Below are 26,922 nucleotides of genomic sequence, written 5' to 3' on the forward strand. Positions count from 1 at the left end.
GCTACACCCCGACCTTCTCCGTCGCGCCGCCGCGTTCCAGCTGGACGTGGGCGCGCATCAGCTCGCCCGGGTTGGTCTGCGCCGCGAGCAGCGAGAGCTCGCCGCAGAGCACGGTCGCCGCCGCGATGACGGCCAGCCGGCGGGCGTTCTCCCCGGGCGCGCGGTCGGCCCGGCAGCCGAGCCGGGCCAGGTTGGCCTCCACGAAGGCGAGCCCCTTGCCGTTGCCCACCGTGCCGACGATCAGGTTCGGCAGGGTGCAGGCGAAGTACAGGTCGCCGTCGCGGTCCTCGGCCATCACCACGCCCTGCGAGCCCTCGACGATGTTCGCCGCGTCCTGGCCGGTGGCCAGGTAGAAGCCGAGCAGCATGTTCGCGAAGTGGGCGTTGGCCGAGCGGATGCCGCCCGCCAGCAGGGTGCCCAGCATGTTCTTGCGGACGTTCAGCCGGGCGACCTTCGCCGCCGTGGTGCGCAGCACGCCGGTGACCACCTCGCGCGGCACCAGCAGCTCGGTGACCACGTTCTTGCCGCGGCCCAGGATGCCGTTGACGGCGGTCGCCTTCTTGTCCGTGCAGTAGTTGCCCGATATCGAGCCGTAGGAGATCCCCGGGACCGTCCGCAGCAGGTGCTGCAGCAGCGCGTCGGAGGCGAGCGTCGCCATGTTGTGCCCGGAGGCGTCGCCGGTGGTGAACTCGAACCGGACGAACAGCAGGTCGGCGTTGATCTCGTGCCGGACGCCGACGAGTTCGGCGAACCGGCTGCAGCCGCGCACCACCTCCTTCAGTTCCTCGAAGCGCGCCTCGATGGCGCGGGCGGCGGCCAGCGCGGTCTGCGCGTCGGTCGCCTCGACCAGCACCGAGCGGGTCATCCGCTCGTCGACCAGGGTCGCGACGATGCCGCGCTCGGCGAGCATGGAGACCTTCGCGCCGCGGCCCACCGAGGGCCACAGCGGGGACTCGTAGGTGGCCAGCGGGACGTGGGTCTCGGTGGTGGCGACGTTCCCCGAGATGCGCACCGGTCCCACCCAGCGCATCGGGACGCCGGCGACGGCGTGTTCCTCGGTCATCGGGTGCCTCCCGTGAGGTCGTCGGCCGCGGCGGCGGAGCGCCGGGCGAACTGCGCGGTGTCGATGCCGCGGTCGGCGCAGAACTCCCGCAGGGAGCCCTGGATCAGCAGGTCGCAGCGGGTGAGGTCGGCGGGGGTGGCCGCGCCGAGCATGGTCATCAGCGCCGCCAACTGGTCGAGCCAGGTGGAGAGCTGGGCGACCAGCGCGTCCACGCCCTCGTCCATCAGGGTGCGCAGGAAGGTGCCGGAGGCCCCGACGCCCCGTGCGCCGAGCGCCAGCGCCCGTACCACGTCGAGCGGGTGGCGCACGCCGCCGGAGGCCAGCACCGGCAGGTCCACGCCCTGCGCGTCCAGCAGGCAGGCGGCGGTGGACAGGCCCCAGCCCTCCAGGAAGGTGTAGTCGCGCAGGTCGCGCCGGCCGTTCTCGATCCGGGCGAAGTCGGTGCCGCCCCGGCCGCCGAGGTCGGCCACCCGCACGCCCAGCTCGCGCAGCGTCAGGACGGTCTCCCGGCTGAGCCCGAAGCCGACCTCCTTGACGACCACCGGGACGTCCACGCCGGCCGCGATCCTGCCGATCTGCGGCACCCAGGCGGAGAACGAGCGGTCGCCCTCCGGCATCACCGTCTCCTGGACGGTGTTGACGTGGATCTGCAGGGCGTCGGCCCGCAGCAGGTCGACGGCGCGCCGGGCCTTCTCCACCGAGGCGGTGGCGTTGACGTTGGCCAGGACGAAGCCGTCCGGGTTCTCCTCGCGCAGCACGCTGAACGTGCCGGCGCAGGACTCGTCCTTGAAGTAGGCGCTCATCGAGCCGGAGGCGATCGGCACACCGGTCTTCCGGGCGGCGATCGCCAGGTCGCGGTTGATCCGGCCGGTCATCTCGCTGCCGCCGGTCATCGCGTTGATGTACAGCGGGACCGGCCAGGAGAGGCCGGCGAAGGTCGTGGCCAGGGACACCCGGGGCCGGTCGGTCCCGGCCAGGGCGTGGTGGACGAACGACACCTCGTCGAACTGGTTGCGCCCGACGTGGCCGTGCTGCTGCTCGACCGCGAGCCGGACGTGGTCGTCCTTGCGTTGAGAGATCATTCCGAGTTCCCTTCCAGGGCGGGACGCAGGGCCAGGGGTCGCACCCCGGCCGCGGCCCACCGCTCCCGTAGCTGGTCGATGTCCGGCGGCGCGCCCGCGGTGTCCAGCAGGGCGATGCCGCAGTCGCCGCCCCCGGCGCCCGAGGGCTTGGCCGCACCGCCCGCGGCCTCGGCCGCGTCGCACAGCGCCGTCAGGGCGGGGGTGAAGACGCCGAGCCCGACCGCGTCGTCGAGCCGGGCCAACTCCCGGCGGGCGCACCGGATCTGTTCCAGGAGGGCCGACCGGTCGCCCCGGTCGAACGCCTCGGCGGCGGCGCGTACGCAGTCCTCGGCGGCGGCCGCGTAGTGCCGGTGGGCGGGTGTGTCGCGCGGGCCGCGCCGGTGCAGCCCGGACACCATCTCCGCGGTGGAGGCCGGGGTGCCGGTCCAGCCGACCTCCAGGGCCAGCCCGGGCACCGGCGGCAGCCGGCGCACCGCGAGGCCGGGCCAGGGCGCGGACAGCGCCTCGGCCACGCCCCGGTGGCGGGCCAGGCCGAGCACGGCGGCCCGGTCGGGCGACCGGTAGGCGATCCAGCCTCCCCAGGCGGCGGCGGCGAGGTCGCCGCCGGAGCCCTTGGGGTCGAGCCCGGCCGACGCCAGCAGGGCCAGCCGGTAGCGCTCCTCGGCCGACAGCGCCAGGCCGCCGTACGCGGCCACCGCGGCGACGGTCGCCACCGTAGCCGCGCCGCTCGACCCGAGGCCGAGCTTGACGCCGTTCTCGTGCAGCCGGCTGCTGACCGAGAGGTCCAGCGCGGGCTCCGGCAGGCCGTGTTCGGCCAGCAGCCGGCCGACCGTCTCGACCGCGGCGACGACGTGGGCCAGGTCGCGGCGGGCCCGGTCCGGGTCCGCCGGGCCGAGCGGGACGAGCCGGCCGCGGCGCCACCGCCAGCGCACCGGCGCGGCGGTGAGGTCGGAGGAGATCAGCACGCCCGGGCCGGCGGGCCCGGCGGCGGGCTCGGCGGCGGGCTCCGCGGCGGTGACGGTGAGGTGGCGGTCGACGGCCACCAGGATCGCCGCACCGCCCGGCTCCACCACCGCGTACTCGCCCGCGACGAACAGCTTGCCCGGCGCGCTCCGCACCACCGGGGGGCGGCCGCCGCTCACGCGTCGGCGTCCGGGTTCGCGTCCGGCCGTGCGTCCGGCCGCGCGCCCAGCAGCCGGGCGCCCGGCCCCGGCCCGGCGACGTGCACCGCGGCGGTGCCGACGGCCGCCCGCACCGCCGCGGCCACCCGCCCGGCGTCCGAACCCCGGCAGAGCACCTTGACGTTCGGCCCGGCGTCCATCGTCGCGTACGCCGCGACCCCGCCCCGCCGCAGTTCCAGCACGGCGTCCAGCACGGTGAGCGTGGCCGCCGACAGGTAGCGCACCGCCGGGCGGGCCGCCAGCATCGTGGCGTGCATCCCGAGCGCGTTGCGCTCGGCGATCTCGCCCACCGCGTCGAGGTCGGCGCGGCTCAGCGCCTGCTGCATCCCGATCAGGTCGGCCTGGCTGGAGGCGGCCCACGACCGGTACAGCGGCGAGGTGTCGACGGTGCGGCGCATCGCCTCCCGGCTGGACACCGACTTGGGCCCGGCGTCGACCACCGCGACCACCAGCGCCGGGTCCAGCGCGTGCACCGGCACCGCCAGCGGCTCCGCGTACGAGCCGAGGTCGGCGTCGGCGTGGCCCGGCTGCCCGGCGTGCCAGAGGGCGAAGCCGCCGAAGACGGACCGCGCGGCCGAGCCCGAGCCGCGCCGGGCCAGCCGGGAGAGCCCGGTGGCGTCGAGGCCGAGCCCGTACGCGGCGCCGGCGGCGGTGGCCAGCGCCGCGAACCCGCTGGCGGAGGAGGCCAGTCCGGCGCCGGTGGGCACGGTGTTGCGGGTCTCCACGACGGCCGGCAGCGCCAGCCCGGCGCGCTCGCGGACCAGGTCCAGGAAGGCGGCCACCCGGCGCCGCGGCTCGCCGTCCAGCGGCACGTCGTCGAGCGTGACCGCGTCCTGCCCGGCGCCGGGCGCGAGCCGGACCCGGGTGGTGGTGGGGAAGACGTCCAGGGTCAGCGAGAGGCTGTCGGTCCACGGCAGGACGAGCCGCTCGTCCCGCTTGCCCCAGTACTTGATCAGCGCGATGTTCGGGTGCGCGACGGCGGTGGCGTCCCCGGCGGCGGCGGGGTGGTCGGGCACGGTGACGGGCTGCTCAACGGCCATGTCCGGCCTGCCCCCCGAACGGCACGGACCAGGTCTGGACGGCGCCGGCGGCCAGCAGCCGGCGGGTGACCTCGGCCGCCTGCTCCGCGCGGGCCAGCGCGATCACGCAGCCGCCCATCCCGCCGCCGGTGATCTTGGCGCCGAGGCCGCCGCCGGCCAGCGCGGCCTCGACCATCCCGTCGATCAGGTCGGTGCTCAGCCCGCCCGCGCGCAACAGCTCGTGGTAGTCGGTGAGTTGGGCGCCCAGCTGCTCAGGCCGGCCCTCGGCGAGCGCCAGCCGGGCGGTCTCGGTCAGCCCGGTGGCGCGGCGCAGGAAGGCGTCCTGGGTGCCCGGGCGCTCCGCGAAGCCGCGGCGCAGCAGCTCGACGGCGTCCTTGGTCCGGCCCGCGACGCCGCTGTCCGCGACGATGAACAGGCCCTCGCAGCCGATCGGCAGCTCCTGCGCCCGCCCGGCCCGGAACAGCAGCGGGGCCGTCGCGCCGACGGCCATCGCGTCGACGCCGCTGGCCCGTCCGTGGGCCACGTTCTCCGCCGTCTGCACCAGCTCGAACGCCAACTCCGGCGTCACCTCGCGTTCGAAGAGGTCGGCCAGCGCGTGGACCACGGCCCGGGCACAGGCCGCGCTGGAGCCGAGCCCGCGGCCGACCGGGATCGCGCAGTCGATGATCACGTCGAGGTGCACGGTGTCGGGAACGCCCAGCACGGCCCGGAACTCGGCGGTCAGCCGGTGCAGTCCGTCGGAGGCCTGGGCGGCCCTCGGCCGGGCCTTGTCGCCGGTCATCGTGAGGGAGAAGTCGTCGGGATCGGCGGGCGACTGCGCGGAGGACCCGGCGGTGGCCGTGACGGTCAGCTGCGGAACCGGGAGAGCGAGCGCCGGGGCTCCGTAGACCACCGCGTGCTCGCCCAGCACGATGGCCTTGGCCCGGGCCCGGCCGGTGCCGACCGGCCGGGTCCCGCGGTGCTCCGACAGCCCCTCGGCTGCGGCGGGTAGGGACAACGCACTCAGCTCCCCGTGTCGTTTCTGCATGGAGATCGCTCATCCAGGGTTCTCGGAAGGAAGGAATCCGGTGACGGGCCGGGCGCCGGGAGGGCGAAGGGCTCGCCGGGGACCGAGGAGCGGCCCCCGGCGGGCCCGGGCGGGCACCGCCGGCGCGTCCTACTTCTCGGCGACCAGCATCTTCTCGACCGGGCGCCGCCACTGGTAGTACGACTGGATCTTGTGGTACTCGCCCTTGGGGGTGACCGTGACGCCGTAGACGAAGTCGCGGCCCTCGGTGCTGTACGGGGCGTCCTTCACCAGCCGCTCGATCTGCGGGGCGACGGCGACGGGCAGCGCCAGCGGCTCGGGCGTCTTCACCGAGTAGGTGATCCGCGAGATCTCCGGGGAGTCCCAGCTCAGCGTGGCGTACAGGACGAAGGCCTTCTCGTTGAAGGCCAGCAGCTCGTCGCTGGGCCCGGGCAGGCCGATCTCGCGGAGCATCGAGCGGACGCCGTCGGGACCGAAGGTCTCCCGGGGCACCCGGGCGCCGGCGCCGCCGCCGAAGTAGAGGTTGACCGTGCGGCTGCCGTAGTCGATGCCGACCGTGCTGACGACGTCGGACAGCCCGTAGCGGTCGAAGACGTCGAGGTGGGCGGCGATGCTCTCCGGGGCCGACGGCAGCGCCGCCACCTCGCGGACCGTCAGCAGCCGCTCGGCGGTGGGGAAGGACCAGGCCTTGGTGAACCCGGCGCGGACGCCGAAGTCGACGCCGCAGCTGTCGATCGGGAGCCCGCCGTGCACCTCGGCCAGCAGCCGGCCGACGGGGTGGTCGGTCGGCTCGGTCAGGCCGTCGGCCAGGGCGACGGCGTACGGGTCGAGGCCCCGGGGGAGCATGGTGAAGCGGCAGTCGAGGTCATCGGCGCCGAGCGGGCTGTTCTGCACCCGGAAGGAGATCACCGCGTCCTCCAGCACGTCCCGGTAGGCGGTGAGGACGGGCCGGACGGTGTCGGCCTCGAAGGGGACGTCCACCACGCGGGCGGTTCCCTCGATGGCGGCGTAGAAGTTCTCCAGGAAGGGGCTTTCCGACATTGTTCCTCCACCTGTCCAGTCGTGGCGTGCGTGTGTGGACGTCCCCCCGCGCACGCCGCGGCTCGGGCGGGTGACGGATCATCGAGGGGGGAGCCGGTGCTCGTGTCGGCCGCGGACCTGGTCCGACCTGCGCGGACCGGCGGCTGCGACACTCAACCCCCGCCCCCGGAACGGGTTTTGGGCAGGGTGGGCGTGCAGGAATAGTGACACGCGCGCCGCCGCCGGGCCAAGGCCCCGGGAAAGTGACCCGGATCACTCCCGGCGCCCGTGCCTCCGCCGCGCTCCCGTCGGACCCCGCCGGCCCGTCCGCCGGGCCGTATTCGGCCGCACGGGTCGGCCCGGTCTGGCATGATGTCCACGGTGTCGGGGTGCTAGCTCAATGGGTAGAGCAGCGGACTTTTAATCCGTAGGTTCAGGGTTCGAGCCCCTGGCGCCCCACCGGCACGAAGGCCCGGTCCGGATCGTCTCCGGCCCGGGCCTTCGCCGTTTCCGGGCCGCCGCCGACCTGCGGAACGAATCAGCCGGATCGTCGGTTTGTATGATCCAGAGGTGGGCCCACTGGGGAACGAAGGGCCTGCCGTGGGAGGCGTGGGGGGTGCCATTCCCGGGGCGTTCGTCGGTTGTTGTGACCGTCGTATGTGCAACCCGGGGGCGGCCTCGGCCGTCTCTCTGTGTGCAACGCGTCCGGACGCAGGGGGGCGCGGCGTCCGGCGGTGAAAGGTGCACGCATGTCAGGTCAGCGGAGCGAGGGTCCGGCCCGCGGTGACGACGCGCCCGGCGCGCCCCCGGCCGACGGGGCGCCCGCCGGTGCGGTGCCCGCGCCGAGGCCGGGCGGCCGCGCCGAGGCCCGCCGGGCCGCCCAGGGCAAGGCCGGTGCCGCCCAGGGCGGGCCCCCGGCCCCCGGCGGGCGCGCGGCGGCCAGGGCAGCGGCGCGCAAGCCGCAGCGGAGCGCCAAGAAGATCGTCGCCTGGTCCGCCGCCGGTGTGCTCGTCCTGCTGGCGGGCACCGGCGGGCTGATCTACTACAAGCTGAACGGCAACATCAAGTCCTTCGACGCGGACGCGATAGCCAAGGACCGCCCGCCGGAGGCGCAGGCCGACGCGGACGGCAACAAGCCGGTCAACGTGCTGCTGATCGGCTCCGACAGCCGCGGCAAGAACAACTCCGACCTCGGCGGCGGCGAGGAGGGCGGCGCCCGCTCGGACACCACGATCCTGCTGCATGTCTACGCCGACCACAAGCACGCCGTCGGCATCTCCATACCGCGCAACGCGATGGTGGCGACGCCCCCGTGCAAGCTGCCGAACGGGAAGTGGACCAAGGGCAGTTCCAGTGCGATGTTCAACGCGGCCTTCTCCACCGGCGGGAGCGAGGACGGCAACCCCGCCTGCACCCAGAACACCGTGGAGAAGCTCACCGGCATCCGGGTCGACCACACCATGGTGGTCGACTTCTCGGGCTTCTCGGCGATGACCAAGGCGGTCGACGGGGTCGACGTCTGCCTGCCGGAGGAGATCCACGAGGGCGACGTCAACCCGAACCTCGGCAAGAAGGGCGCCGTGGTCCTGAAGAAGGGCCCGCAGAAGGTGGAGGGCCAGCAGGCGCTCGACTACGTCCGGCTGCGCCACGGCCTCGGCGACGGCTCCGACATCGGTCGGATGAAGCGCCAGCAGGCCTTCATCAGCTCGCTGGCCTCCAAGGTCAAGAAGCAGGGCCTCAGTCCGACCAACCTGCTGCCGCTGGCCGACGCCGCCACCAAGTCGCTGACCGTCGACCCCGGCCTCGACAGCGCCGACAAGCTGATGTCCTTCGGCCTGTCGCTGCGCAACATCGACATGCACGACCTCAAGTTCGTCACCCTGCCCTGGCGCTACCGCACCGTCGACAAGAACCTCGACATCGTCCAGCCGGACGCCAACAAGCTCTTCGACACCCTCAAGGCCGACCGGACCCTCGACGGCCAGAACGCCACCGGCGAGCAGCCCCCGGAGGCCGCCTCGCCGACCGCCCCGGCGGCCCCGGCCACCACCACCGCCGTGTCCCTCCCCGCCTCCCCGCTCGCGTCCGACACCGCCGCCAACAAGAACATCAAGGTGTCCGTCCTCACCGGCACCACCGCCGCCGGCATGGCCGGCAAGGCGACCGAGCAGCTCAAGGCGGCCAAGTTCAACGCCACCGTGGCGGGCCGGGCGGACACCACCAAGTACACGACCACCATGGTCCGTTACGGCTCGGGCCAGAAGGCCAACGCCGAGAAGGTCGCGGTGCTGTTCCCGGGCGCGATCATCGAGGCCGGCACCGCGTCGGGCGTCACCGTGGTCGTCGGCCAGGACTTCGCGGCGGCCAACGGCGCCACGGCCGCCGGCAGCTCCTCGGCGGCCCCGTCCGCCCCGGGCACGCCCGCTCCGCTGCCCACCAGTGTCACCGCCGACGCCCGCTCGGCCGACGACAACATCTGCGACAACACCACCTACGGTTCCGGCGGCTGAGCGGGCGGGCGCTCCGGGGCGCGCCGCCGCCGGGCCCGTGCCATGGTGGGCCTGGCGGACACGCCCGGGGGGAGCAGCAGGCCCGAAAGGCGGAACCCATGGCCGAGATCGCCCTGGAGCTCGACATCGCCGCTCCGCGCCCCGTCGTCCTGGCCGCGCTGACCACCCACGACGGGCTGACCTCCTGGTGGACCACCGAGGTGCAGCGGGAGGGCGAGGTGCTGCTGCTCGACGTCCCCGGCGACCCCGAGCCCTACCGGCTGCGGCGTGAGCCCACCGGCCCCGACCGGGTGGTGTGGACGAACGCCGGGGCCTTCCCGCCGCACTGGGCCGGCACCTGGATCAGCTGGGACCTCACCGAGCGGCCCGACGAGCGGGGCGACCCCGGCCACCGCACCCGGCTGCTGCTGCGGCACGGCGGCTGGCAGCCAGGCAGCGAGGAGGGCGTGCCGCTGGTGGCCGGCACCTGGGCGCAGCTGCTCGTCCGGCTCAAGGACTACGCGCAGAGCGGCCGGGCGCAGCCGCTCTTCACCAAGGGCGGCCACCACCACGCGCCGTGACCGCCCGCGCCCCGCCGGTGACCGCCCGGCGCCCGGCGACCCGCCGGGACGCCGTCCGGTGGCGGGATCGCGGAGGCACGGCGATCGTGGGCGGTGTACGGCCGTCGGCGCCGCGCGGCCTCCCCGCCGCGCCCCCGGCGGCCCCGCGGCGGACGACCATCGCTTGGAGGCCCAGGAATGCCCGTAGTCACCGCACCGTACAAGCCCGGTACCCCGTGCTGGGTGGACCTGATGGCGAGCGACCAGCAGGCCGCGCTCGACTTCTACCGCGACCTGTTCGGCTGGCAGGGCGAGGTCGGCCCGGCCGAGTACGGCGGCTACGCCGTGTGCTCGCTGAAGGGCAAGCCGGTCGCCGGGATCATGGCCCGTAGCGCCCCGGGGGGCCAGCCGCTGCCCCCGGTCGGCTGGACCACCTACCTCGCCGCCGACGACGCCGACGCCGCCGCGCAGGCCATCGCCGGGGCCGGCGGCACGATCGTCTACCCGGTGATGGAGGTGGGCGGCACCGGCCGGATGCTGGTCGCCGCGGACCCGACCGGTGCGGTGTTCGGCGTCTGGCAGAAGCTGGAATTCATCGGCGCGGGCATCGTCAACGAGCCCGGCGCGCTGGTCTGGAACGAGCTCAACACCACCGACACCGCCGCGGCCGGCCGGTTCTACCAGCAGGCGCTCGGCCTGCGCCCGGGCACCATCCAGGGCATGGACGGGTTCTACTCGCTCAACGTCGGCGACCACACCGTGGGCGGCATGCAGCCGGTCGCCGCGTACCTGGCGCCGGACACGCCCCCGCACTGGATGGCCTACTTCTCGGTGGACGACACCGACTCCACGGTGGACGCCCTGGTCAAGGCGGGCGGCTCGGTGATCCAGCCGCCGTTCGACATGCAGGCCGGGCGGATGGCGGTGGTGCGGGACCCGCAGGGCGCGGTCTTCGCGGTCACCTCCACCCCGGACTCGCCCTGAGGGACCGGATCCGGCCGCGCACCGGTCCGTTCCGAACGAACCGCCGCCCGTTCCCGCGACGCGCCGCCGGGAATGGGCGGCACGGCGCGCGCGGAACGGTAAGACTGCACCCATGCTGGGGCTACCGGACGACATCCGCGCTTTCCTCTTCGACCTCGACGGGGTGCTCACCCAGACCGCCACGGTGCACGCCGCGGCCTGGAAGGACACCTTCGACGCCTTCCTGCGGGCCGAAGCCGCCCGCACCGGGGGGCCGTTCACCCCGTTCGACGCCGTCGCCGACTACGACGCCCACGTGGACGGGCGGCCACGACTCGACGGCACCCGCGCCTTCCTGCACAGCCGGGGCGTCGACCTGCCCGAGGGCACCGACGCCGACCCGCCGGGCGCCCGCACCGTGCACGGCGTCAGCCGGGCCAAGAACGACACCGTGCTGCGGATGATCCGCGAGCAGGGCGTCGCCCCGTACGACGGCTCGGTCGCCTACGTGCGCCGGCTGCGGGCGCTCGGCCTGCCCACCGCCGTCGTCTCGTCCAGCGCCAACTGCCGGGACGTGCTGCGCGCGGCGGGCATCGAGGGCTACTTCGACGTGATCGTGGACGGCGTCGTCGCCCGGCGCGAGGGGCTGCCGGGCAAGCCCGCGCCGGACACCTACCTGGCCGCCGCCCGGGCGCTGGGCGTCGAGCCCGCGCACGCCGCCGTGTTCGAGGACGCGCTGGCCGGGGTCGCCTCCGGACGGGCGGGCGGCTTCGGCGCGGTGGTCGGCGTGGACCGCACCGGCCAGGCCGCCGAACTGCGGCGCGACGGCGCCACCGTGGTCGTCCGCGACCTCGCCGAGCTGATCCCCGACCACCCGCAGCAGCCCGAGGAGGCGTCGTCGTGATGAGCGGCCAGGAGCAGCCCTTCGCCGTCGACCCGTGGCAGGTCGCCGAACACGGACTGGACCTCACCTCGCCGGCCCGCGCCGAATCCGTCTTCGCGCTCTCCAACGGCCACATCGGCCTGCGCGCCAACCTCGACGAGGGCGAGCCGCACGGCCTGCCCGGCACCTACCTCAACGGCGTCTTCGAGCTGCGCCCGCTGCCCTACGGCGAGGGCGGCTACGGCTACCCGGAGTCCAGCCAGAGCGTCATCAACGTGACCAACGGCAAGATCATCCGACTGCTGGTGGACGACGAGCCCTTCGACCTGCGCTACGGCGAACTGGTCAGCCACCGCCGCTGGTTGGACTTCCGGGAGGGCCTGCTGCGGCGCTCCGCCGAGTGGACCTCCCCGGCCGGGCGGACCGTCAAGGTCGACTCCACCCGGCTGGTCTCGCTCACCCAGCGGGCCGTCGCCGCCGTCGAGTACACCGTCGAGGCGGTGGACGGCCCGGTGCGGATCGTGCTGCAGAGCGAGCTGGTCGCCAACGAGCAGCTGCCCGGCGGCCCCGAGGGCGACCCGCGGGCCGCCGCCGTGCTGGAGGCCCCGCTGCTCGCCGAGGCGAACCACGCGGGCGGGACGAAGGCCGTGCTGGTCCACCGCACCCGGTACAGCGGCATCCGGGTCGCGGCCGGCATGGACCACCTGATCGAGGGCCCGGAGCGGCTGGACACCGTCGCCGAGGCGGAGGCCGACCACTGCCGGATCAGCGTCACCACCGTGCTGAACCCCGGCGAGCGGCTGCGGCTGGTGAAGTTCATGGCCTACGGCTGGTCGGCGACCCGCTCGCTGCCGGCCGTCCGGGACCAGGTGGAGGCCGCGCTGACCGCCGCCCGGTACACCGGCTGGGACGGCCTGGTCGCCGAACAGGCCGACTTCCTCAAGGAGTTCTGGGAGACCAGCGACGTCGAGATCGAGGGCGACGTCGAGCTCCAGCAGGCCGTCCGGTTCGCCGTCTTCCACGTGCTCCAGGCGGGCGCCCGCAGCGAGGAACGCGCCATCCCCGCCAAGGGGTTGACCGGACCGGGCTACGACGGGCACAGCTTCTGGGACACCGAGGCCTTCGTGCTGCCGGTGCTCACCTACTGCCTGCCCGCCGCCGTCAACCAGGCCCTGCGCTGGCGGCACACCACGCTCCCGCTGGCCCGCGACCGGGCGGTCCAACTCGGCCTGGCCGGCGCGGTGTTCCCGTGGCGGACGATCCGCGGCGAGGAGTGCTCCGGCTACTGGCCGGCCGGCACCGCGGCCTTCCACATCGGCGCGGACATCGCGGCCGCCGCCGCCCGCTACGTCCGGGCCACCGGGGACACCGAGTTCGAGCGCGAGTACGGGCTGGAACTGCTCGTCGAGACCGCCCGGATGTGGCGCTCGCTGGGGCACCACGACTCCGTCGGCCGGTTCCGCATCGAGGGCGTCACCGGACCGGACGAGTACAGCGCCGTCGCGGACAACAACGTCTACACCAACCTGATGGCGCAGACGAACCTGCGCGCCGCCGCCGAGGCCGCCGCCCGGCACCCGGGCGAGGCCGCCCAACTCGGGGTCGACACCGAGGAGACCGCCGCCTGGCGGGACGCCGCCTCCGCGATGTTCATCCCGTACGACGAGAACCTCGGCGTCCACCCGCAGGCCGACGGCTTCACCGACCACCAGGTCTGGGACTTCGAGAACACCCCGCCGGAGAACTTCCCGCTGCTGCTGCACTACCCGTACTTCGACCTGTACCGCAAGCAGGTGGTCAAGCAGGCCGACCTGGTGCTCGCCATGCAGGTCCGCGGCGACGCCTTCACCGACGAGCAGAAGGCCCGCAACTTCGCCTACTACGAGCGGCTGACCGTCCGCGACTCCTCGCTCTCCGCCTGCACCCAGGCGGTGATCGCCGCCGAGGTGGGGCAGCTCGACCTCGCGTACGACTACACCGCCGAGGCCGCCCTGATGGACCTGCACGACCTCGGCGGCAACACCCGCGACGGCCTGCACATGGCCTCGCTCGCCGGGGCCTGCATCGCCCTGGTGGCCGGCTTCGGCGGCCTGCGCGACCACGGCGAGGTGCTCTGGTTCCGGCCCCGGCTGCCGATCGGGCTGATGCGGCTCAGCTTCTCGCTGCTGGTCCGCGGGCAGCTGCTGGGGGTGCGGATCGACCACGACCGGACCACGTACACGCTGCGCCGGGGCGAGGTGATCCACCTGCGGCACGACGGCGAGACGGTCCAGGTGAAGGCGGGCCGCCCGGTCTCGCTGCCCACCACCACCCCGCCCGCCCAGGAGCGCTGCAGCCAGCCCCCCGGCCGCGAACCGGCGCGCCGCCAGGCCCAGGCCGGCCTCTCCACCGGCCGCATCACCTCCGGCCCCGACCACCTGGCCGCCGAGTAGCCCGGGCCCGGGCCCACCCAGGGGGCGCCCCGTCCGCGGCGGCGCCCCCTCACCCGTCCGGCCCACCCCGGGTGCGGGGGACCCGCCGGCGGCGGACGGTGCTGGTGTCGCGCGTCCCCGGCGTCAGGAGATCCCCCATGGTGAGCGTGGCCGAGCAACTGGTGGCGGTGCTCCGGCAGGCCGGGGTGGAACGGGTCTACGGCGTGGTCGGCGACAGCCTCAACCCCGTGGTGGACGCGATCCGCCGGGCCGACGGCATCGGCTGGGTGCACGTGCGCAACGAGGAGGCCGGCGCCTTCGCGGCCGCCGCCGAGGCCGAACTGACCGGCCGCCTCGCGGTCTGCGCCGGCTCCTGCGGCCCCGGCAACACCCACCTCATCCAGGGCCTCTACGACGCCCAGCGCAGCGGCGTCCCCGTCCTCGCCCTCGCCTCGCACATCCCCTCCGGCCAGATCGGCACCGGCTTCTTCCAGGAGACCCACCCCGAGCGGGTGTTCACCGACTGCAGCAGCTGGTGCGAGATGCTCTCCACCCCCGGCCAGCTGCCCCGCCTGCTGCGGGTCGCGATCCAGCACGCCCTCGGCGCCCGCGGCGTCTCCGTGCTGGCCTTCCCCGGCGACGTCGCCGCCCTCTCCGCGGCCAACCCGACCGGCACCAGCCACTTCCTCACCGAGCAGGCCGTCGCCGCCCCGCCCTGGTCCCAGGTGCAGGAGCTCGCGCGGGCGCTCAACGCCGCGCGCCGGGTCGCCCTGTTCTGCGGCGCGGGCGTGCGCTCGGCGCACGCCGAGGTGATGGAGGCCGCGGCCGCCCTGCACGCGCCGGTCGGGCACTCCCTGCGCGGCAAGGAGTGGATCCAGTACGACAACCCGTACGACGTGGGCATGAGCGGCCTGCTCGGCTACGGCGCCTGCCACGAGGCGCTGCACGCCGCCGACCTGGTCGTGCTGCTCGGCACCGACTTCCCGTACGACTCCTTCCTGCCCCAGGCCCGCACCGTCCAGGTCGACCACGACGCCACCCGGCTGGGCCGCCGCACCGCCCTCGACCTCGCGGTGCACGGGGACGTCTCCGCCACCCTGCGCGCCGTACTGCCGCTGCTGGAGCAGAAGTCCGACCGCTCCTTCCTGGACGACATGCTGCGCCGCCACTACCGCGCCCTGGAGGGCGTGGTCGGCGCGTACACCCGGGACATCGAGAAGCACCTGCCGATCCACCCCGAGTACGTGGCCTCGGTCCTGGACGAGGTGGCCGCCGACGACGCGGTGTTCACCGTCGACACCGGCATGAACAACGTCTGGGCCGCCCGCTACCTGCAGCCCAACGGGCGCCGCCGGGTGATCGGCTCCTTCCTGCACGGCTCGATGGCCAACGCGCTGCCGCACGCGATCGGCGCCCAGCTGGCCTTCCCCGGGCGGCAGGTGGTCGCGATGGCGGGCGACGGCGGCCTGTCGATGCTGCTCGGCGAGCTGCTGACGGTGGCCCGGCACCGGCTGCCGGTGAAGACGGTGGTCTTCAACAACGGGGCGCTCGGCATGATCAAGCTGGAGATGCTGGTCTCCGGCTACCCGGAGTCGGAGATCGACAACGGCGACGTCGACTACGCCGGGATCGCCCGCGCGATGGGCATCCAGGCCAAGCGGGTCACCGAGCCGGCCCGGGTGCGGGAGGTGCTGGCCGAGGCGCTGGAACGGCCCGGTCCGGCGCTGGTGGACGTGGTCACGGACCCGAACGCGCTGTCCATCCCGCCGCACATCACCGCCGCCCAGCTGAAGGGCTTCGCGCTGGCCGCCGGCCGGACGGTGCTCTCCGGCGGCGTCGGCCGGATGATCGACCTGGCCCGGTCCAACCTCAGGAACATTCCCCGCCCGTAGCGGGCCGACACGCACTCTTGCCCGTGAGGCAAAAATATTGCCCATGCGGCAGGCTGGGTGTCCACTGGACACATGACCACCAGCCCAGCCGGTCCGCCCGAGGTCCCCCTCGTCCCCGCCGTCCCCGTCGCCCCCGGCGGCGACCACGAGACGCAGGAGGTGGCCGGCCTCGCCGCCAGGCTGCGCGACCACCGGCTGAGCAGCCGCCTCACGCTGGAGGTCGCCGCCGCCCGGGTCGGTCTCTCCCCAGCCTACTTGTCCCGACTGGAGACCGGACGCCGGCAGCCCTCACTGCCCGTCCTGCTCGGCCTCGCCCGCGCCTACGGCACCTCCGTCTCCGGCCTGCTCGGTGAGACCGTCACCGAGCCGGACCCGGTGGTGCGCGGCGGCGCGATCGAACCAGGCCGGGCCGGCGGCTGGGGCTACCGGCGGGCCGGCGCCCCCGGCCGGGCGATGCAGGCGCTGCGCGTGCACGTCCCCCCGGGCGTGCAGGACGCCGTGGTCCGCGTCCACCCCGGTGAGGAGTGGCTCTACGTCCTCCAGGGCCGGCTGAAGCTGACCCTCGGCGAACGCGTCCACCTCCTGGAGGAGGGCGACTCCGCCCACTTCGACTCGCTCACCCCGCACTGCATCGCCGCCGACTCCTCGTCCGGAGTCGAACTGCTCTTCATGCACACCCTGCTGCAGAGCCCCGGCGGCGAACTCTGCCTCGGTGGCGGCCCCGCCGCCCCGCACCACTGACCCGCCGTCAGGAAAACCGGAGGACACCCCCGATGGCCGAGACCGCCGCCACCCCCGCCACGACCGCCGCGCCCACCCCGGACACCAACGAGGAGGGCGCCCCGAAGACCATAGACGCCGGCAAGTGGGCCAACCGCCGCGTCTACCACCGCCTGGTGATCTACACCGCCGGCGGCCACCTCTTCGCCGGCTTCATCATCCTCCTGTTCGAACTGGGCAGCCGCAACAAGTAGCCCCGATCCCCCGCCCCAGGCCGCCGAGGCCCACCCCCGGCGGCCTCCGGCCTTGCCGCCTCAGGCCGTGCGCAGCAGCTCGCACAGGGCGTCGAGGGCGGCCGGGAAGGCGCGGTCGGTCGGGGTGGCGTAGCCGACGACCAGGGCCGGCGGGGCGTCCGGGGCGAGGGCCCGGTCGGTCAGGTACCAGCCGAGTCCGGTGAGGACCAGGCCCGCGGCTCGGGCGCGGTCCGTCAGCTCGGGCTCCGGGAGGGAGCCGGGCGGCAGCTCCAGGACGGCGTGCAGCCCGGCGGCGATCCCGGTGACCCGTACCCGCGGGGCCCGGTCGGCGAGCGCCGCGACCAGCTGGTCCCGGCGGCGGCGGTAGTGCAGCCGGCAGCGCCGGACGTGCCGGTCGTACCGGCCCGAGGTGATCAGTTCGGCGAAGGTGAGCTGGTCGATCACCGGGCTCATGGTGTCCGCCGACTCCTTGAGCCGGGCGACCGGTTCGACCAGCTCGTCGGGCAGCGCCAGCCAGGCCAGCCGCAGTCCGGGCGCCAGGCTCTTGGCGGCGGTGCCGCCGTACACCACCCGGTCCGGGGCCAGCGCCTGCATCGCGCCGAGCGGCTGCCGGTCGTAGCGGAACTCGCCGTCGTAGTCGTCCTCGATCACGTAGCCGTCGTGCTCGCGGGCCCAGCGGACGGCGGCCGCCCGGCGGTCGGCGGCCAGCGCCGCGCCGGTCGGGAACTGGTGCGCCGGGGTGAGCAGCACCGCCCCCACCCGTTCTCCCGCCCGTTCTCCCCCCGGTTCTCCCGACAGCTCCGCCAGCAGGTCCGTCCGCGCCCCGGCGCGGTCCAGCGGCAGCGGCGCGAGGCCGAGCCCGGCCGCCCGCAGGGTCTCCCGCTGCGGCGGCAGCCCGTACGTCTCGACGGCCACCCGCCCCGCCCCGCGCTCGCGCAGCGCGGCGGCCAGCAGGGCCAGTCCCTGGCCGAAGCCGGCGCAGACCAGCAGCCGGTCCGGGTCGGTGCGCACGCCCCGCACCCGGGCCAGGTAGTCGGCGAGCGCCCGCCGCAGCTCGATCCGGCCCAACGGCGAGCCGTAGTCGAAGGCCTCGTGCGGGGCCACGGCCAGCGCCCGGCGGGCACTGGCCAGCCAGGCGGTGCGCGGGAACAGCGAGAGGTCCGGGCGCCCGGCGAGCAGGTCGTGCCGCCCGGTGGGGCGGTGGCCCGCCCGCACCCCGACGGCCGGTCCGGCGGGCCGGGGCGCGGCGCGGTCGGCGACCGTCGTCCCCGAGCCCTGCCGGGAGCTGAGCCAGCCCTCGGCGGTCAGCTGCCCGTACGCCTCGACGACGGTGTTCCGGGCGATCCCGAGGTCCTCGCCGAGCGCCCGGGAGGACGGCAGCCGGGTGCCGGGCGCGAGCCGCCCGTCCTGGACGGCCTCGCGCAGCGCGTCCTCCAGGGCCGCGCGCACCCCGGCCCCGGCGGCGCGCCGTTCGCCGAGGTCGAGGTGCAGATCGCCGCCGAACGCGGTCCAGGAGGCGGCGGCGCGGGCGTCGCGCGGGGCGCTCCGGGGGGCGCCGGGGGCGGTTCGGGGGCGGCTCATGGCGGGATTATCGCCGCTACCCCCGCGGGGCCCGGATGTCCGATACATTGCGCCGGACGCGCGATCGCGGTGGGGGTGGCGAACATGGCGTACCGGTACGGGAGTTCGGCGGTTCCGCGGAGAAGGCAGCGGCCCGGTGGCGGGGGCTGTCTGAAGGCCTTCTTCATGCTGCTCTTCTTCGTGGCCCTGGGCTACCCGCTCGCCCTGCCGGTCCTGATGCCCGCCCTTCTGAAGGCGCAGACCCCGCCGCAGCACGCCACCTCCGGGCAGGTGGCGATCCTGGTCGGCATCGCGTACGCGGTCGCGCTGCTGCTGGACCGGCAGGCCGGCCGGGCCCGCCGCGTCGAACTGTGGGTGGTGCCCGCGCGGGCGGCCGGGCTGACCGCCGCCTCGTCGGTGGTCGCCCACCTGGTCGGCGCGTACGTCGTGCCGGAGGTCTTCGGCGGCCAGGATCCGGCCGCCGCGAACGGTGCCGCCCTGCAGTGCGTCGCGGTCGGCGCGCTCGCCTGGGCGTGGCGCACGCGCGTCCGCGCCTGGGCCGGCGACCCGGTCCCGAGGGTGCGGACACCGGCGCGCCCGGTCCGCGGCGGTACGCGCCGCACCGCGACCGTCGCCCGCCCGGCGGCGGGGGAGGTGTGGGTGGCGATGGTGCCGTTCCGGGACCGCGCGGAGGCGGCGCGGCACTACTGCGTGGTGGTGGGCGCCCGCTCCGGGTACGCGGAGGTCCTGCAGATCACCAGCAAGGACAAGGACCACCGCGAGGACCACCTCCGGATGGAGCACGAGGGCTGGGACCGCACCGGCAAGCCGTCCTGGGTCGAGATCGGGATGGTGCCGCGCCGGGTGCCGTACGAGAGCTTCCTCTCCGACCACCCGCAGGGCCCGTGCCCGCCGCGGATCTGGCGGGAGATCCAGCGCCGCCAGGCCGCCCTGGGTGCGGCCCGCCCGCCCCGGCCGCCCCGCCCGCGCCCCTCCGGCGGCCCGGCCCCGTCCGCCCGCGGACCCCGCCGCCCCTGAGGCGGGGCTCCACCGCGCGGCGCGTCCGTGTCACGCGGACCGGTTGGCGTCCGTCAAGGAACGGACGGATCCCGACGCGAGGGTGTGACAGATGAACGGGGAAGACTTCCTGGCCGAGCGCTTCGAGGAGCACCGGCCCCATCTCCGGGCGGTCGCCTACCGGATGCTCGGCTCGCTCAGCGAGGCCGAGGACGCCGTCCAGGAGACGTGGTTCAAACTGAGCCGGTCGGACGTCGGCGAGGTCGCCAACCTGGGCGGCTGGCTGACCACCGTGGTCGGCCGGGTCTGCCTGGACCTGCTGCGCTCACGCGTCGCCCGGCGCGAGGATCCCCTGCAGGAGCAGGACGGCCGGGAGGTCCGGCTGCCCGATCCGGTCATCGGCGGGGCCCGCTCCATCGACCCGGAACAGGAGATCGTGACCGCCGACTCGGTCGGCATCGCGCTGATGATCGTGCTGGAGACCCTGGCCCCGGCGGAGCGGCTGGCGTTCGTGCTGCACGACCTGTTCTCGGTGCCGTTCGACGAGATCGCCCCGATCCTCGGCCGCACCTCCGCCTCCACCCGCCAGCTCGCCAGCCGGGCCCGCCGCCGCGTCCAGGGCGCCGCACCCGCGCCGGACGCCGACCTGGCGCTGCGCCGCGAGGTGGTGGAGGCGTTCCTGGCCGCCGCCCGCGGCGGGGACTTCGAGGCGCTGCTCACCGTCCTCGACCCGGACGTGGTGGCCCGGTCCGACGGCGGCGCGCTGCGGCCGGCCACCTTCCGGCGCGGTGCGAACGAGGTGGCGGCCGGGGCGAGCCTCTTCGGCGCGCGGTTCGTCGGGGAGTCCCGCCCGGTGCTGGTCAACGGCGAGCCCGCGGTGGCCACGTTCGTCGACGGCCGCCCGGTCTCGCTCGCGGCGTTCACGGTGCGCGGCGGCAGGATCGTCGAGCTGAACATCTTCACCGACCCGGAGCGCCTGGAGCGCCTCGGCCTGTCGGCGGCCTGACGCCGGACCGCCCGCCGCGATCGGGTGCGGACGCCGCGGCAGCCCTGGCCGCGGCTCCCCGGTGCCCATGCGTAGCTGCCGCCGGTGCCGGGAGAGCCGGACGCCGCGCTGGCGCGCGGGCGGCCTCCTCCTCCGCGACCCCGCCACCACCGTGCGGAAAGATGCCGGAAAAATCTCTCCGGCGGATGTCGAGGTCCCCGGCCCCGCTCCGACCAAGGGGTGAGAGCGCGCCGGAAGGGGCGCGCGGGACGGGAGGACACCCGAGATGAAGTACGTTGCGATGATCTACGGCAACCAGGCCAAGTGGGACTCGTTCCCGGCCGAGGAGTGGCCGGCCGCGATCGCCAAGCAGGAGGCGTTCAACGCCAAGTACCGCGAGACCGGAGAGCTGTTCGGTGCCTACGGCCTCGCCGACGCCGCCGCCGCCCAGCTGGTGCGGCGCGCGGACGGGCTCCCGGCGGTCACCGACGGGCCGTACCTGGAGACCAAGGAGTACATGGCCAGCTTCTACCTGCTGGACTGCGAGAGCCTGGAGCGCGCCCAGCAGATCGCCGCCGACATGCCGTTCGCGGACGTCGAGCCGGTGGAACTGTGGCCGATCCTGCACGAGTCCCCGGCCGCCGACGCGGCGGGCGTGTGAGCGGCGGCGAGCAGCCGGAACCCGGTGCCGTGGAGGGTCTGCTGCGCGATCTCGCGCCGCAGGCCCTCGGGGCGCTGGTGCGCCGGTACGGGCGGGGGCGGTTCGACGCCTGCGAGGACGCCGTGCAGGAGGCGCTGCTGGCGGCCGCCACCCAGTGGCCGGCCGAGGGGGTGCCGGAGAACCCGCGCGGCTGGCTGGTGACGGTCGCCGGGCGGCGGCTGGCCGACGCCGTGCGCAGCGAGGTGGCCCGGCGGCGTCGCGAGGACGCGCTCGCCCTCGCCACGCCGCAGTCGGCGCTGCTCAGCCCTCCGCCGGACGCGGCGCCCGCGTCCGGCCGGGACGACTCGCTGCACCTGCTGTTCCTCTGCTGCCACCCGGACCTGTCGGCGCCCAGCCGGATCGCGCTGACCCTGCGCGCCGTCGGCGGTCTGACGACGGCGCAGATCGCGGCGGCGTTCCTGGTGCCGGAGGCGACGATGGCGCAGCGGATCAGCCGGGCGAAGCAGACCGTCCGGGCCGCCGGGCTGCCCGACCTGCGGCTCCCGGAACGGCTCGCCGACGTCCGCCAGGTGATCTACCTGATCTTCAACGAGGGCTACACGGCGAGCAACGGCGACGACCTCACCGCGCCGGCGCTGTCCGGCGAGGCGGTCCGCCTGGCCCGCCTGCTCCTCCGACTCGCCCCGGAGGACGCCGAGACGGCCGGGCTGCTCGCCCTGATGCTGCTCACCGACGCACGCCGTCCGGCACGAACGGGGGCGGGCGGCGAACTGGTGACGCTGGAGGAGCAGGACCGCTCGCTGTGGGACCCGGCCCTCATCGCGGAGGGCGTCGAGCTGATCAGCCGCACGTTGCCGCGCGGCCGGGTGGGGCCGTACCAGGTCCAGGCGGCGATCGCGGCGGTGCACGACGAGGCGCCGGACGCGAAGTCGACGGACTGGCCGCAGATCCTGGCGCTCTACGACCTGCTGGTCCGGTTCGGCGACAACCCGTTCATCGCCCTCAACCGGGCGGTGGCGCTGGCGATGGTCGAAGGGCCACAGGTCGGGCTGGCGGCACTCGCCCCGCTGGAGGCGGACAAGCGGTTCGCCCGCCACCACCGGCTGTTCGCCACCCGGGCCCATTTCCTGGAACTCCTCGGCGACCCGACGGCGCCGGACGTCTACCGCGAAGCCGCCCGCCGCGCGACCAGCGCCCCGGAACGCCGACACCTCACCGACCACGCCCGCCGGCTGGAGGCGGGCGAAACCTGGAGGAACGCATGACTCAGCTTCTGAGGGTCCAGAACTTCAACGTCTCGGCCGACGGCATCGCCGCCGGCGCCAGTGAGGACCAGAGCCTGGAGCGGCCGTTCGGCCTCGACCACGCGGAGCGGCTGTTCTCCTGGGCCGGCGCGACGGCCAGCTGGCCGATGCGGACCGACCCGGGGGGCAGCCGGGGACTCGACGACCACCTGACCCGCGACTACCCCCGGAACATCGGCGCCGAGATCATGGGCCGCAACAAGTTCGGCCCCCAGCGCGGGCCCTGGGAGAACCTGGAGTGGCAGGGCTGGTGGGGCGACCGGCCGCCGTTCCGCACCCCGGTGTTCGTGCTGACCCACCACGTGCGTCCTTCGATCACCCTCTCCGACACCACGTTCCACTTCGTGGAGGGCGACCCGGCCGGGGTGCTCGCGCAGGCGAAGGAGGCGGCCCAGGGCAAGGACGTGCGTCTCGGAGGCGGGGTGACCACCATCCGGGAGTTCCTGGACGCCGACCTGGTGGACACGCTGCACGTGGCGGTCTCCCCGCTGGAGCTCGGGTCGGGGCTGAAGCTGTGGGAGTCCCCGGACGAGCTGCGCGACCGCTTCCACCTGGACGTCGTGCCGAGCCCGAGCGGGGTGACGCACCACCTGTTCTGGCGGAAGTAGCGCGGATGCCGTGGGCCCCGGCACTCCATGACGTCCCGCGCCGTCCACCGGTCGGTGGACGGCAGGTTCCACCGGGCGGGCGTGTCGTGGGGCGGGGCCGGTTGCGGAGGATCACCGGTATGAATCAACTCCCCGTGCGGATGGCCCGTTGGAGCGCCCGGCACGCCCGGACCGCCATCGCCGGCTGGTTCGCCTTCGTCGTCCTCTGCCTCGGCGCCGGCATCGCCGCCGGCACCGACGAGGCCACGACCGAGGACTACCGGGTCGGCGAGGCCGGGCGTGCCGAGGCGATCGCCGCCGAAGGGGGCCTGGAGCGCAGGCCCGTCGAGCACGTCCTCATCCACTCGGCCTCCGGGAGGCTGGACGCGGCCGCGGCGGCCGCGGCGGCCCGGGACGTCGCCGCGCGGATGCGGGCGCTGCCCGGGGTGGCCGAGGTGGCCGAGCCCGTCCGGTCGCAGGGCGGCGAGGCCGTCCGGGTCTCCGTGGTGCTGAAGGGTCCCGAGCTCGAAGGAAAGAAGAACGTCGTCCCGCTCCTGGAGCAGACCGCGCAGGCGCAGGCGGCCCACCCCGGGCTGATCGTGGAGGAGACCGGCTCGCCCTCCGTCAGCAAGGGCGTCAACGAGCAGCGCGGGGCGGACCTCGCGCTCTCCGAGCGCATCACCCTGCCGGTGACGCTCGTGACGCTGCTGCTCGTCTTCGGCTCGGTGGTGACGGCCTGCGTGCCGCTGCTGCTGGCGCTGTCCTCCATCGCCGCCGCCCTGGGCCTGTCCATGCTGGTCTCGCACCTCGTCCCCGACGCCGGCGTCGGAACCAACATGATCCTGCTCATCGGACTGGCGGTGGGCGTCGACTACACCCTCTTCCACCTGGAGCGCGAACGCGAGGAGCGGGTCCGCGGCGGCGGGCGGCTCGCACCGGAGGCCCTGGTGGAGCTGGCGGCCGCCACCGCGGGGCGGGCCGTCGTCGTCTCCGGTCTCGCCGTGATCGTCTCCACCGCCACCCTCTACCTGGCCTCCGACGTCATCTTCTCCTCGCTGGCGACGGGCACGATCCTGGTCGTGGCGGTCGCCGTGGCGAGCTCGCTCACCGTGCTGCCCGCCCTGCTGGTGACGATCGGCCGCCGGGCCGAGCGCCGGGCCGAGCGCGGGGCCGGGCGCCGGGCGTCGAAGGACCGCTTCGGACGCCGCGGCGCGGACGGCCCGGGCCGGGTGGTCGGCGCCCTGCTCCGGCCCGCGCAGCGGCACCCCGCGCTCACCCTCGGCCTCTCGGTCCTCCTCATGCTCGGCCTGGCGGCGCCCGCCCTCGGCCTGAGGCTCGTCGACCCCGGCAAGGACACCTTCTCCCGCGACATCCCCGCGATGCGGGTCCACGACCGCCTCACCCACGCCTTCCCCGAGCTCCTGACCAGGCACGAGGTCGTCACCCGCGCCGCCCCCGACCGGGCCGCCGAGGTGAGGCGGGCGCTGGCCGACCTCGGCCGGCGGGCCCAGGCCGACCCGCTGTTCGCCGCCGGCGCCGAACCGGTGCTGCGCGGCTCCGCCGACGGCCGGACCACCGTGCTGGAGCTGGCCGTCCCCTTCCCCGCCTCCTCCGCCGAGGCGATCGCCTCCCTCGACCACCTCCGGCGGAGCCATCTGCCCGCCACCGTCGGCTCGTTGGCCGGAGCGGAGAGCGCGGTGAGCGGGGACGTGGCCCGGGGCCGCGACTACGTGGCCCACGAGCGCTCGACGCTGCCGCTGGTCATCGGCCTCCTGCTGCTGGCCACCTTCCTGATGACCCTCTGGGCGTTCCGCTCACCGGTCCTCGGGCTGCTCGGCGTCGTCCTCAACCTGCTGTCCGCCGCGGCCTCGCTGGGCCTGCTGGTCGCGGTCTTCCAGGGGACCTGGGCCGAGGGGCTGCTCGCCTTCGACTCGCTCGGCGCGATCGCCTCCCGGGTGCCGCTGTTCCTCTTCGTGATCCTGTTCGGCCTGTCGATGGACTACCAGGTGTTCGTGGTCAGCCGGATCCAGGAGTTCGTGCGCGCCGGGATGCCGGCCCGCGAGGCGGTCCTCGCGGGGATCGGCCGGTCGGCCAGGGTGGTGACCAGCGCGGCGGTCGTGATGGTGACGGTGTTCGGGGCCTTCGTCGCCCTGCACCTCACCGAGATGAAGCAGATGGGCTTCTGCCTGGCCGTGGCCGTGCTGCTGGACGCCGTGGTCGTCCGGCTCATGGTGCTGCCCTCGGCCCTGCTGCTGCTCCGCGACACGGCCTGGTGGCCGCTGAAGCGCCCCCGCCCCGGCCCCCGTCCGCGCCTCCGCCTCCGACTCCGACTCCGACGGGCGATCGTAGGCTGACCGTCATGACTCGACCTCCGCAGTCCGAGGACCGGTTCCGGTTACGGTCGCTCCGCCGTTGGTACACGGTGGTGTGGGTCGTCCTGGGGATCCTCCCCCCGGTCGTCTCCGTGCTCGGCGACGACGGCGCCACCACGTACTGGTCGATCGGGCTGTCGGCGGCGCTGGCCCTCTGCCACGCGGGGGCCGCGGCCCGCCCCGACCGCCCGGTGCTGCCGCCGCGGGCCTTCCTGGGCGCGCTCGTCCTCGGCATGGGGGCACTGGCGCTGGTCCGGGGCGACGGCGCGGCGCTGTTCATCGTCTCCCTGCCCCAGTTCTGGCTGCTCGCCGGGAGCCCGCGCCGGGCGATCGCCCTCAGCGCCGCCGCGGCGGCGGCCACCGTGACCGGCATCGTCCGCCACCAGGCCTGGGACGCCCAGGACTTCGCGGCGGGCAACGTCGTCTTCACCCTGATCGGCTGGCTGGCGGGCGTGCTCGTCGGGCTCGGGGTGGTCCGGATCGTCGAGCAGAGCGACGAGCGCGCCGGCCGGCTGGGCGCGGAGCTGGAGGCCGCCCGGCTGCGCCTGGCCGAGGCGCACCGGCTCCAGGGCGCCACCGAGGAGCGCGAACGGCTCGCCCGGGAGATCCACGACACCCTCGCGCAGGGCTTCGCCTCGATCATCGTGCTGGCGGAGGCGGCCGGGTCCGCTCTCGCCGCCGATCCGGGCCGGGCCGCGCAGCAGTTGGCCTCGATCGAGCGGACCGCCAGGGAGAACCTCGCCGAGGCGCGCGTGCTGGTGGGTTCGGCCCCGCAGAGCGGGCCGGCCCCCGGCTCGATCGCCGGAACCCTGCGCCGGACCCTGGAGCGGTTCACCGAGGACACCGGGCTCCCCGTGGCGGCGGAGCTGGCGGAGGTCGCGTGCGACGGGCCGACCCGGATCGCGCTCCTGCGCTGCACCCAGGAGTCGCTGGCCAACATCCGCAAGCACGCGGCCGCCTCCCAGGTGTCGGTCCTCCTCGGCCCGGTCCCCTACGGCATCGAGCTGGAGATCACCGACGACGGGCAGGGGTTCGTGGTGCGGGACTCGCACGGCTTCGGGCTCAACGGCATGCGCCGGCGGCTCGCCGAACTCGGCGGCGAGCTCACCGTGACCAGCTCGCCCGGCGACGGTACCCGCGTGCTCGCCGCGGTCCCGGCCCACGGGCAGGGGTGACTCCATGGGATCCGTGCCGGGAAGGGTCCGCGTCGTCGTGGTGGACGACCACACCGTGATGCGCGCCGGGCTGGTCGCCCTGCTGTCCTCGGAACCGACCGTGGAGATCGTGGGCGAGGGCGGCGACGGCCGGGCGGCCGTCGAACTCGTCGCCCGGCTGCGGCCCGACGTGGCCCTGCTGGACCTGCGGATGCCGGTCCTCGACGGGGCGAGCGCCACCGCGGAGATCACCGCCGCCCGATCGGCCACCCGCGTGCTGATCCTCACCACCTACGACACCGATGAGGAGATCGAGCGCGCGGTCGAGGCCGGGGCCGTCGGCTACCTGCTCAAGGACACCACGCGCGAACGGCTCGTCGAGGCCATCCACTCCGCGGCCAGGGGCGAGACCGTCCTCGCCCCCCGGGTCGCCGAACGCCTGGTCGCCCGCCTGCGCCGTCCCGCCCCCGTGGCCCTGACCGCCCGTGAGACGGAGGTGCTGCTCGCCGTCGCCGACGGCCTGTCCAACGTGGAGATCGGACGCCGCCTCGTCATCACGGAGGCCACCGTGAAGACCCACCTGCTGCGGATCTTCGCCAAACTCGACGTCAACGACCGCACCCACGCCGTCGTCACCGCCCTCGACCGCGGCCTCCTGGACCGCCGCTAGCGTGCGACCGCCGCCGCCGGCGCGCGC

The 26,922-nt window shown here is 74.9% G+C and carries 23 protein-coding genes and 1 tRNA gene; 17 read left to right on the forward strand and 7 right to left on the reverse strand.

Annotated features, from left to right (window positions below; genetic code table 11):
- Position 1: 1 nt before the first annotated feature.
- From ACFC0B_RS17160 to ACFC0B_RS17185, 6 genes are all read right to left on the reverse strand, one after another.
- Positions 2 to 1,063 (reverse strand): hydroxymethylglutaryl-CoA reductase, encoded by a 1,062-nt coding sequence (locus ACFC0B_RS17160; protein ID WP_376086627.1) that lies wholly within the window; start codon positions 1,061 to 1,063, stop codon positions 2 to 4.
- On the reverse strand, positions 1,060 to 2,145 hold the full coding sequence (gene fni / locus ACFC0B_RS17165) for a type 2 isopentenyl-diphosphate Delta-isomerase (protein WP_376086628.1): 1,086 nt from the start codon (positions 2,143 to 2,145) through the stop codon (positions 1,060 to 1,062). The genes ACFC0B_RS17160 and fni overlap by 4 nt, the downstream gene beginning before the upstream one ends.
- A complete protein-coding gene (locus ACFC0B_RS17170) occupies positions 2,142 to 3,287 on the reverse strand; it encodes a phosphomevalonate kinase (protein WP_376086629.1) in 1,146 nt (381 codons plus the stop codon). The genes fni and ACFC0B_RS17170 overlap by 4 nt, the downstream gene beginning before the upstream one ends.
- A complete protein-coding gene (gene mvaD / locus ACFC0B_RS17175; protein WP_376086630.1) occupies positions 3,284 to 4,366 on the reverse strand; it encodes a diphosphomevalonate decarboxylase in 1,083 nt (360 codons plus the stop codon). The genes ACFC0B_RS17170 and mvaD overlap by 4 nt, the downstream gene beginning before the upstream one ends.
- The gene (gene mvk, locus ACFC0B_RS17180; RefSeq protein ID WP_376086631.1) at positions 4,356 to 5,393 is read right to left on the reverse strand and encodes a mevalonate kinase; all 1,038 of its coding nucleotides are present in this window, start codon (positions 5,391 to 5,393) and stop codon (positions 4,356 to 4,358) included. Before mvk ends, mvaD begins: the two co-directional genes overlap by 11 nt.
- A 129-nt stretch (positions 5,394 to 5,522) precedes the next feature.
- Positions 5,523 to 6,434, reverse strand: coding sequence for an aromatic prenyltransferase (locus ACFC0B_RS17185; protein ID WP_376086632.1), 912 nt, complete (start codon positions 6,432 to 6,434; stop codon positions 5,523 to 5,525).
- A 365-nt stretch (positions 6,435 to 6,799) separates the two neighbouring features.
- Here ACFC0B_RS17185 and ACFC0B_RS17190 point away from each other — a divergent pair.
- From ACFC0B_RS17190 to ACFC0B_RS17230, 9 genes are all read left to right on the forward strand, one after another.
- A tRNA-Lys gene (locus ACFC0B_RS17190) sits at positions 6,800 to 6,872 on the forward strand.
- 290 nt (positions 6,873 to 7,162) lie between these two features.
- Positions 7,163 to 8,923 carry an LCP family protein gene (locus tag ACFC0B_RS17195; RefSeq protein WP_376086633.1) on the forward strand — a complete coding sequence of 587 codons (1,761 nt, stop codon included), beginning with the start codon at positions 7,163 to 7,165 and terminating at the stop codon, positions 8,921 to 8,923.
- Positions 8,924 to 9,021: 98 nt separating this feature from the next.
- Positions 9,022 to 9,483, forward strand: coding sequence for an SRPBCC domain-containing protein (locus ACFC0B_RS17200; RefSeq protein WP_376086634.1), 462 nt, complete (start codon positions 9,022 to 9,024; stop codon positions 9,481 to 9,483).
- A 177-nt stretch (positions 9,484 to 9,660) separates the two neighbouring features.
- Positions 9,661 to 10,446, forward strand: coding sequence for a VOC family protein (locus ACFC0B_RS17205; RefSeq protein ID WP_376086635.1), 786 nt, complete (start codon positions 9,661 to 9,663; stop codon positions 10,444 to 10,446).
- 112 nt (positions 10,447 to 10,558) lie between these two features.
- Entirely contained in the window at positions 10,559 to 11,329 is a 771-nt protein-coding gene (locus tag ACFC0B_RS17210) for an HAD family hydrolase (RefSeq protein WP_376086636.1), read from the forward strand.
- Positions 11,329 to 13,740: a glycoside hydrolase family 65 protein gene (locus ACFC0B_RS17215; protein ID WP_376086637.1), complete on the forward strand. Its 2,412-nt coding sequence runs from the start codon at positions 11,329 to 11,331 to the stop codon at positions 13,738 to 13,740. The genes ACFC0B_RS17210 and ACFC0B_RS17215 overlap by 1 nt, the downstream gene beginning before the upstream one ends.
- 137 nt (positions 13,741 to 13,877) lie before the next feature.
- A complete protein-coding gene (locus ACFC0B_RS17220; RefSeq protein WP_376086638.1) occupies positions 13,878 to 15,611 on the forward strand; it encodes a pyruvate dehydrogenase in 1,734 nt (577 codons plus the stop codon).
- 72 nt (positions 15,612 to 15,683) lie between these two features.
- Positions 15,684 to 16,352 carry a helix-turn-helix domain-containing protein gene (locus tag ACFC0B_RS17225; protein ID WP_376086639.1) on the forward strand — a complete coding sequence of 223 codons (669 nt, stop codon included), beginning with the start codon at positions 15,684 to 15,686 and terminating at the stop codon, positions 16,350 to 16,352.
- 32 nt (positions 16,353 to 16,384) lie between these two features.
- Positions 16,385 to 16,585: a DUF6126 family protein gene (locus ACFC0B_RS17230; RefSeq protein WP_376086640.1), complete on the forward strand. Its 201-nt coding sequence runs from the start codon at positions 16,385 to 16,387 to the stop codon at positions 16,583 to 16,585.
- Positions 16,586 to 16,645: 60 nt separating this feature from the next.
- Here the strand turns inward: ACFC0B_RS17230 and ACFC0B_RS17235 are convergent, their stop codons facing one another.
- A complete protein-coding gene (locus ACFC0B_RS17235) occupies positions 16,646 to 18,166 on the reverse strand; it encodes a PLP-dependent aminotransferase family protein (protein WP_376086641.1) in 1,521 nt (506 codons plus the stop codon).
- 165 nt (positions 18,167 to 18,331) lie between these two features.
- Here ACFC0B_RS17235 and ACFC0B_RS17240 point away from each other — a divergent pair, with 165 nt between their 5' ends.
- The 8 genes from ACFC0B_RS17240 to ACFC0B_RS17275 all read left to right on the forward strand — a co-directional run bounded on the left by ACFC0B_RS17240 (position 18,332) and on the right by ACFC0B_RS17275 (position 26,895).
- Positions 18,332 to 19,183 (forward strand): hypothetical protein, encoded by an 852-nt coding sequence (locus tag ACFC0B_RS17240; RefSeq protein WP_376086642.1) that lies wholly within the window; start codon positions 18,332 to 18,334, stop codon positions 19,181 to 19,183.
- Between the two features lie 91 nt (positions 19,184 to 19,274).
- Positions 19,275 to 20,168, forward strand: coding sequence for a sigma-70 family RNA polymerase sigma factor (locus ACFC0B_RS17245; RefSeq protein WP_376086643.1), 894 nt, complete (start codon positions 19,275 to 19,277; stop codon positions 20,166 to 20,168).
- A gap of 265 nt (positions 20,169 to 20,433) precedes the next feature.
- Positions 20,434 to 20,808, forward strand: a complete 375-nt coding sequence (locus tag ACFC0B_RS17250; protein WP_376086644.1) for a YciI family protein — start codon at positions 20,434 to 20,436, stop codon at positions 20,806 to 20,808.
- 29 nt (positions 20,809 to 20,837) lie between these two features.
- Positions 20,838 to 22,073: an RNA polymerase sigma factor gene (locus tag ACFC0B_RS17255; protein WP_376086645.1), complete on the forward strand. Its 1,236-nt coding sequence runs from the start codon at positions 20,838 to 20,840 to the stop codon at positions 22,071 to 22,073.
- Entirely contained in the window at positions 22,070 to 22,720 is a 651-nt protein-coding gene (locus ACFC0B_RS17260) for a dihydrofolate reductase family protein (RefSeq protein WP_376086646.1), read from the forward strand. The genes ACFC0B_RS17255 and ACFC0B_RS17260 overlap by 4 nt, the downstream gene beginning before the upstream one ends.
- Positions 22,721 to 22,839: 119 nt before the next feature.
- Positions 22,840 to 25,053, forward strand: coding sequence for an MMPL family transporter (locus ACFC0B_RS17265; protein WP_376086647.1), 2,214 nt, complete (start codon positions 22,840 to 22,842; stop codon positions 25,051 to 25,053).
- Between the two features lie 5 nt (positions 25,054 to 25,058).
- Positions 25,059 to 26,246 (forward strand): sensor histidine kinase, encoded by a 1,188-nt coding sequence (locus ACFC0B_RS17270; RefSeq protein ID WP_376086648.1) that lies wholly within the window; start codon positions 25,059 to 25,061, stop codon positions 26,244 to 26,246.
- 4 nt (positions 26,247 to 26,250) lie between these two features.
- On the forward strand, positions 26,251 to 26,895 hold the full coding sequence (locus ACFC0B_RS17275; RefSeq protein WP_376086649.1) for a response regulator: 645 nt from the start codon (positions 26,251 to 26,253) through the stop codon (positions 26,893 to 26,895).
- The last annotated feature ends 27 nt before the right edge of the window (positions 26,896 to 26,922 follow it).

Source organism: Kitasatospora sp. NPDC056184 (assembly GCF_042268405.1).
Classification (GTDB): Bacteria; Actinomycetota; Actinomycetes; order Streptomycetales; family Streptomycetaceae; genus Kitasatospora.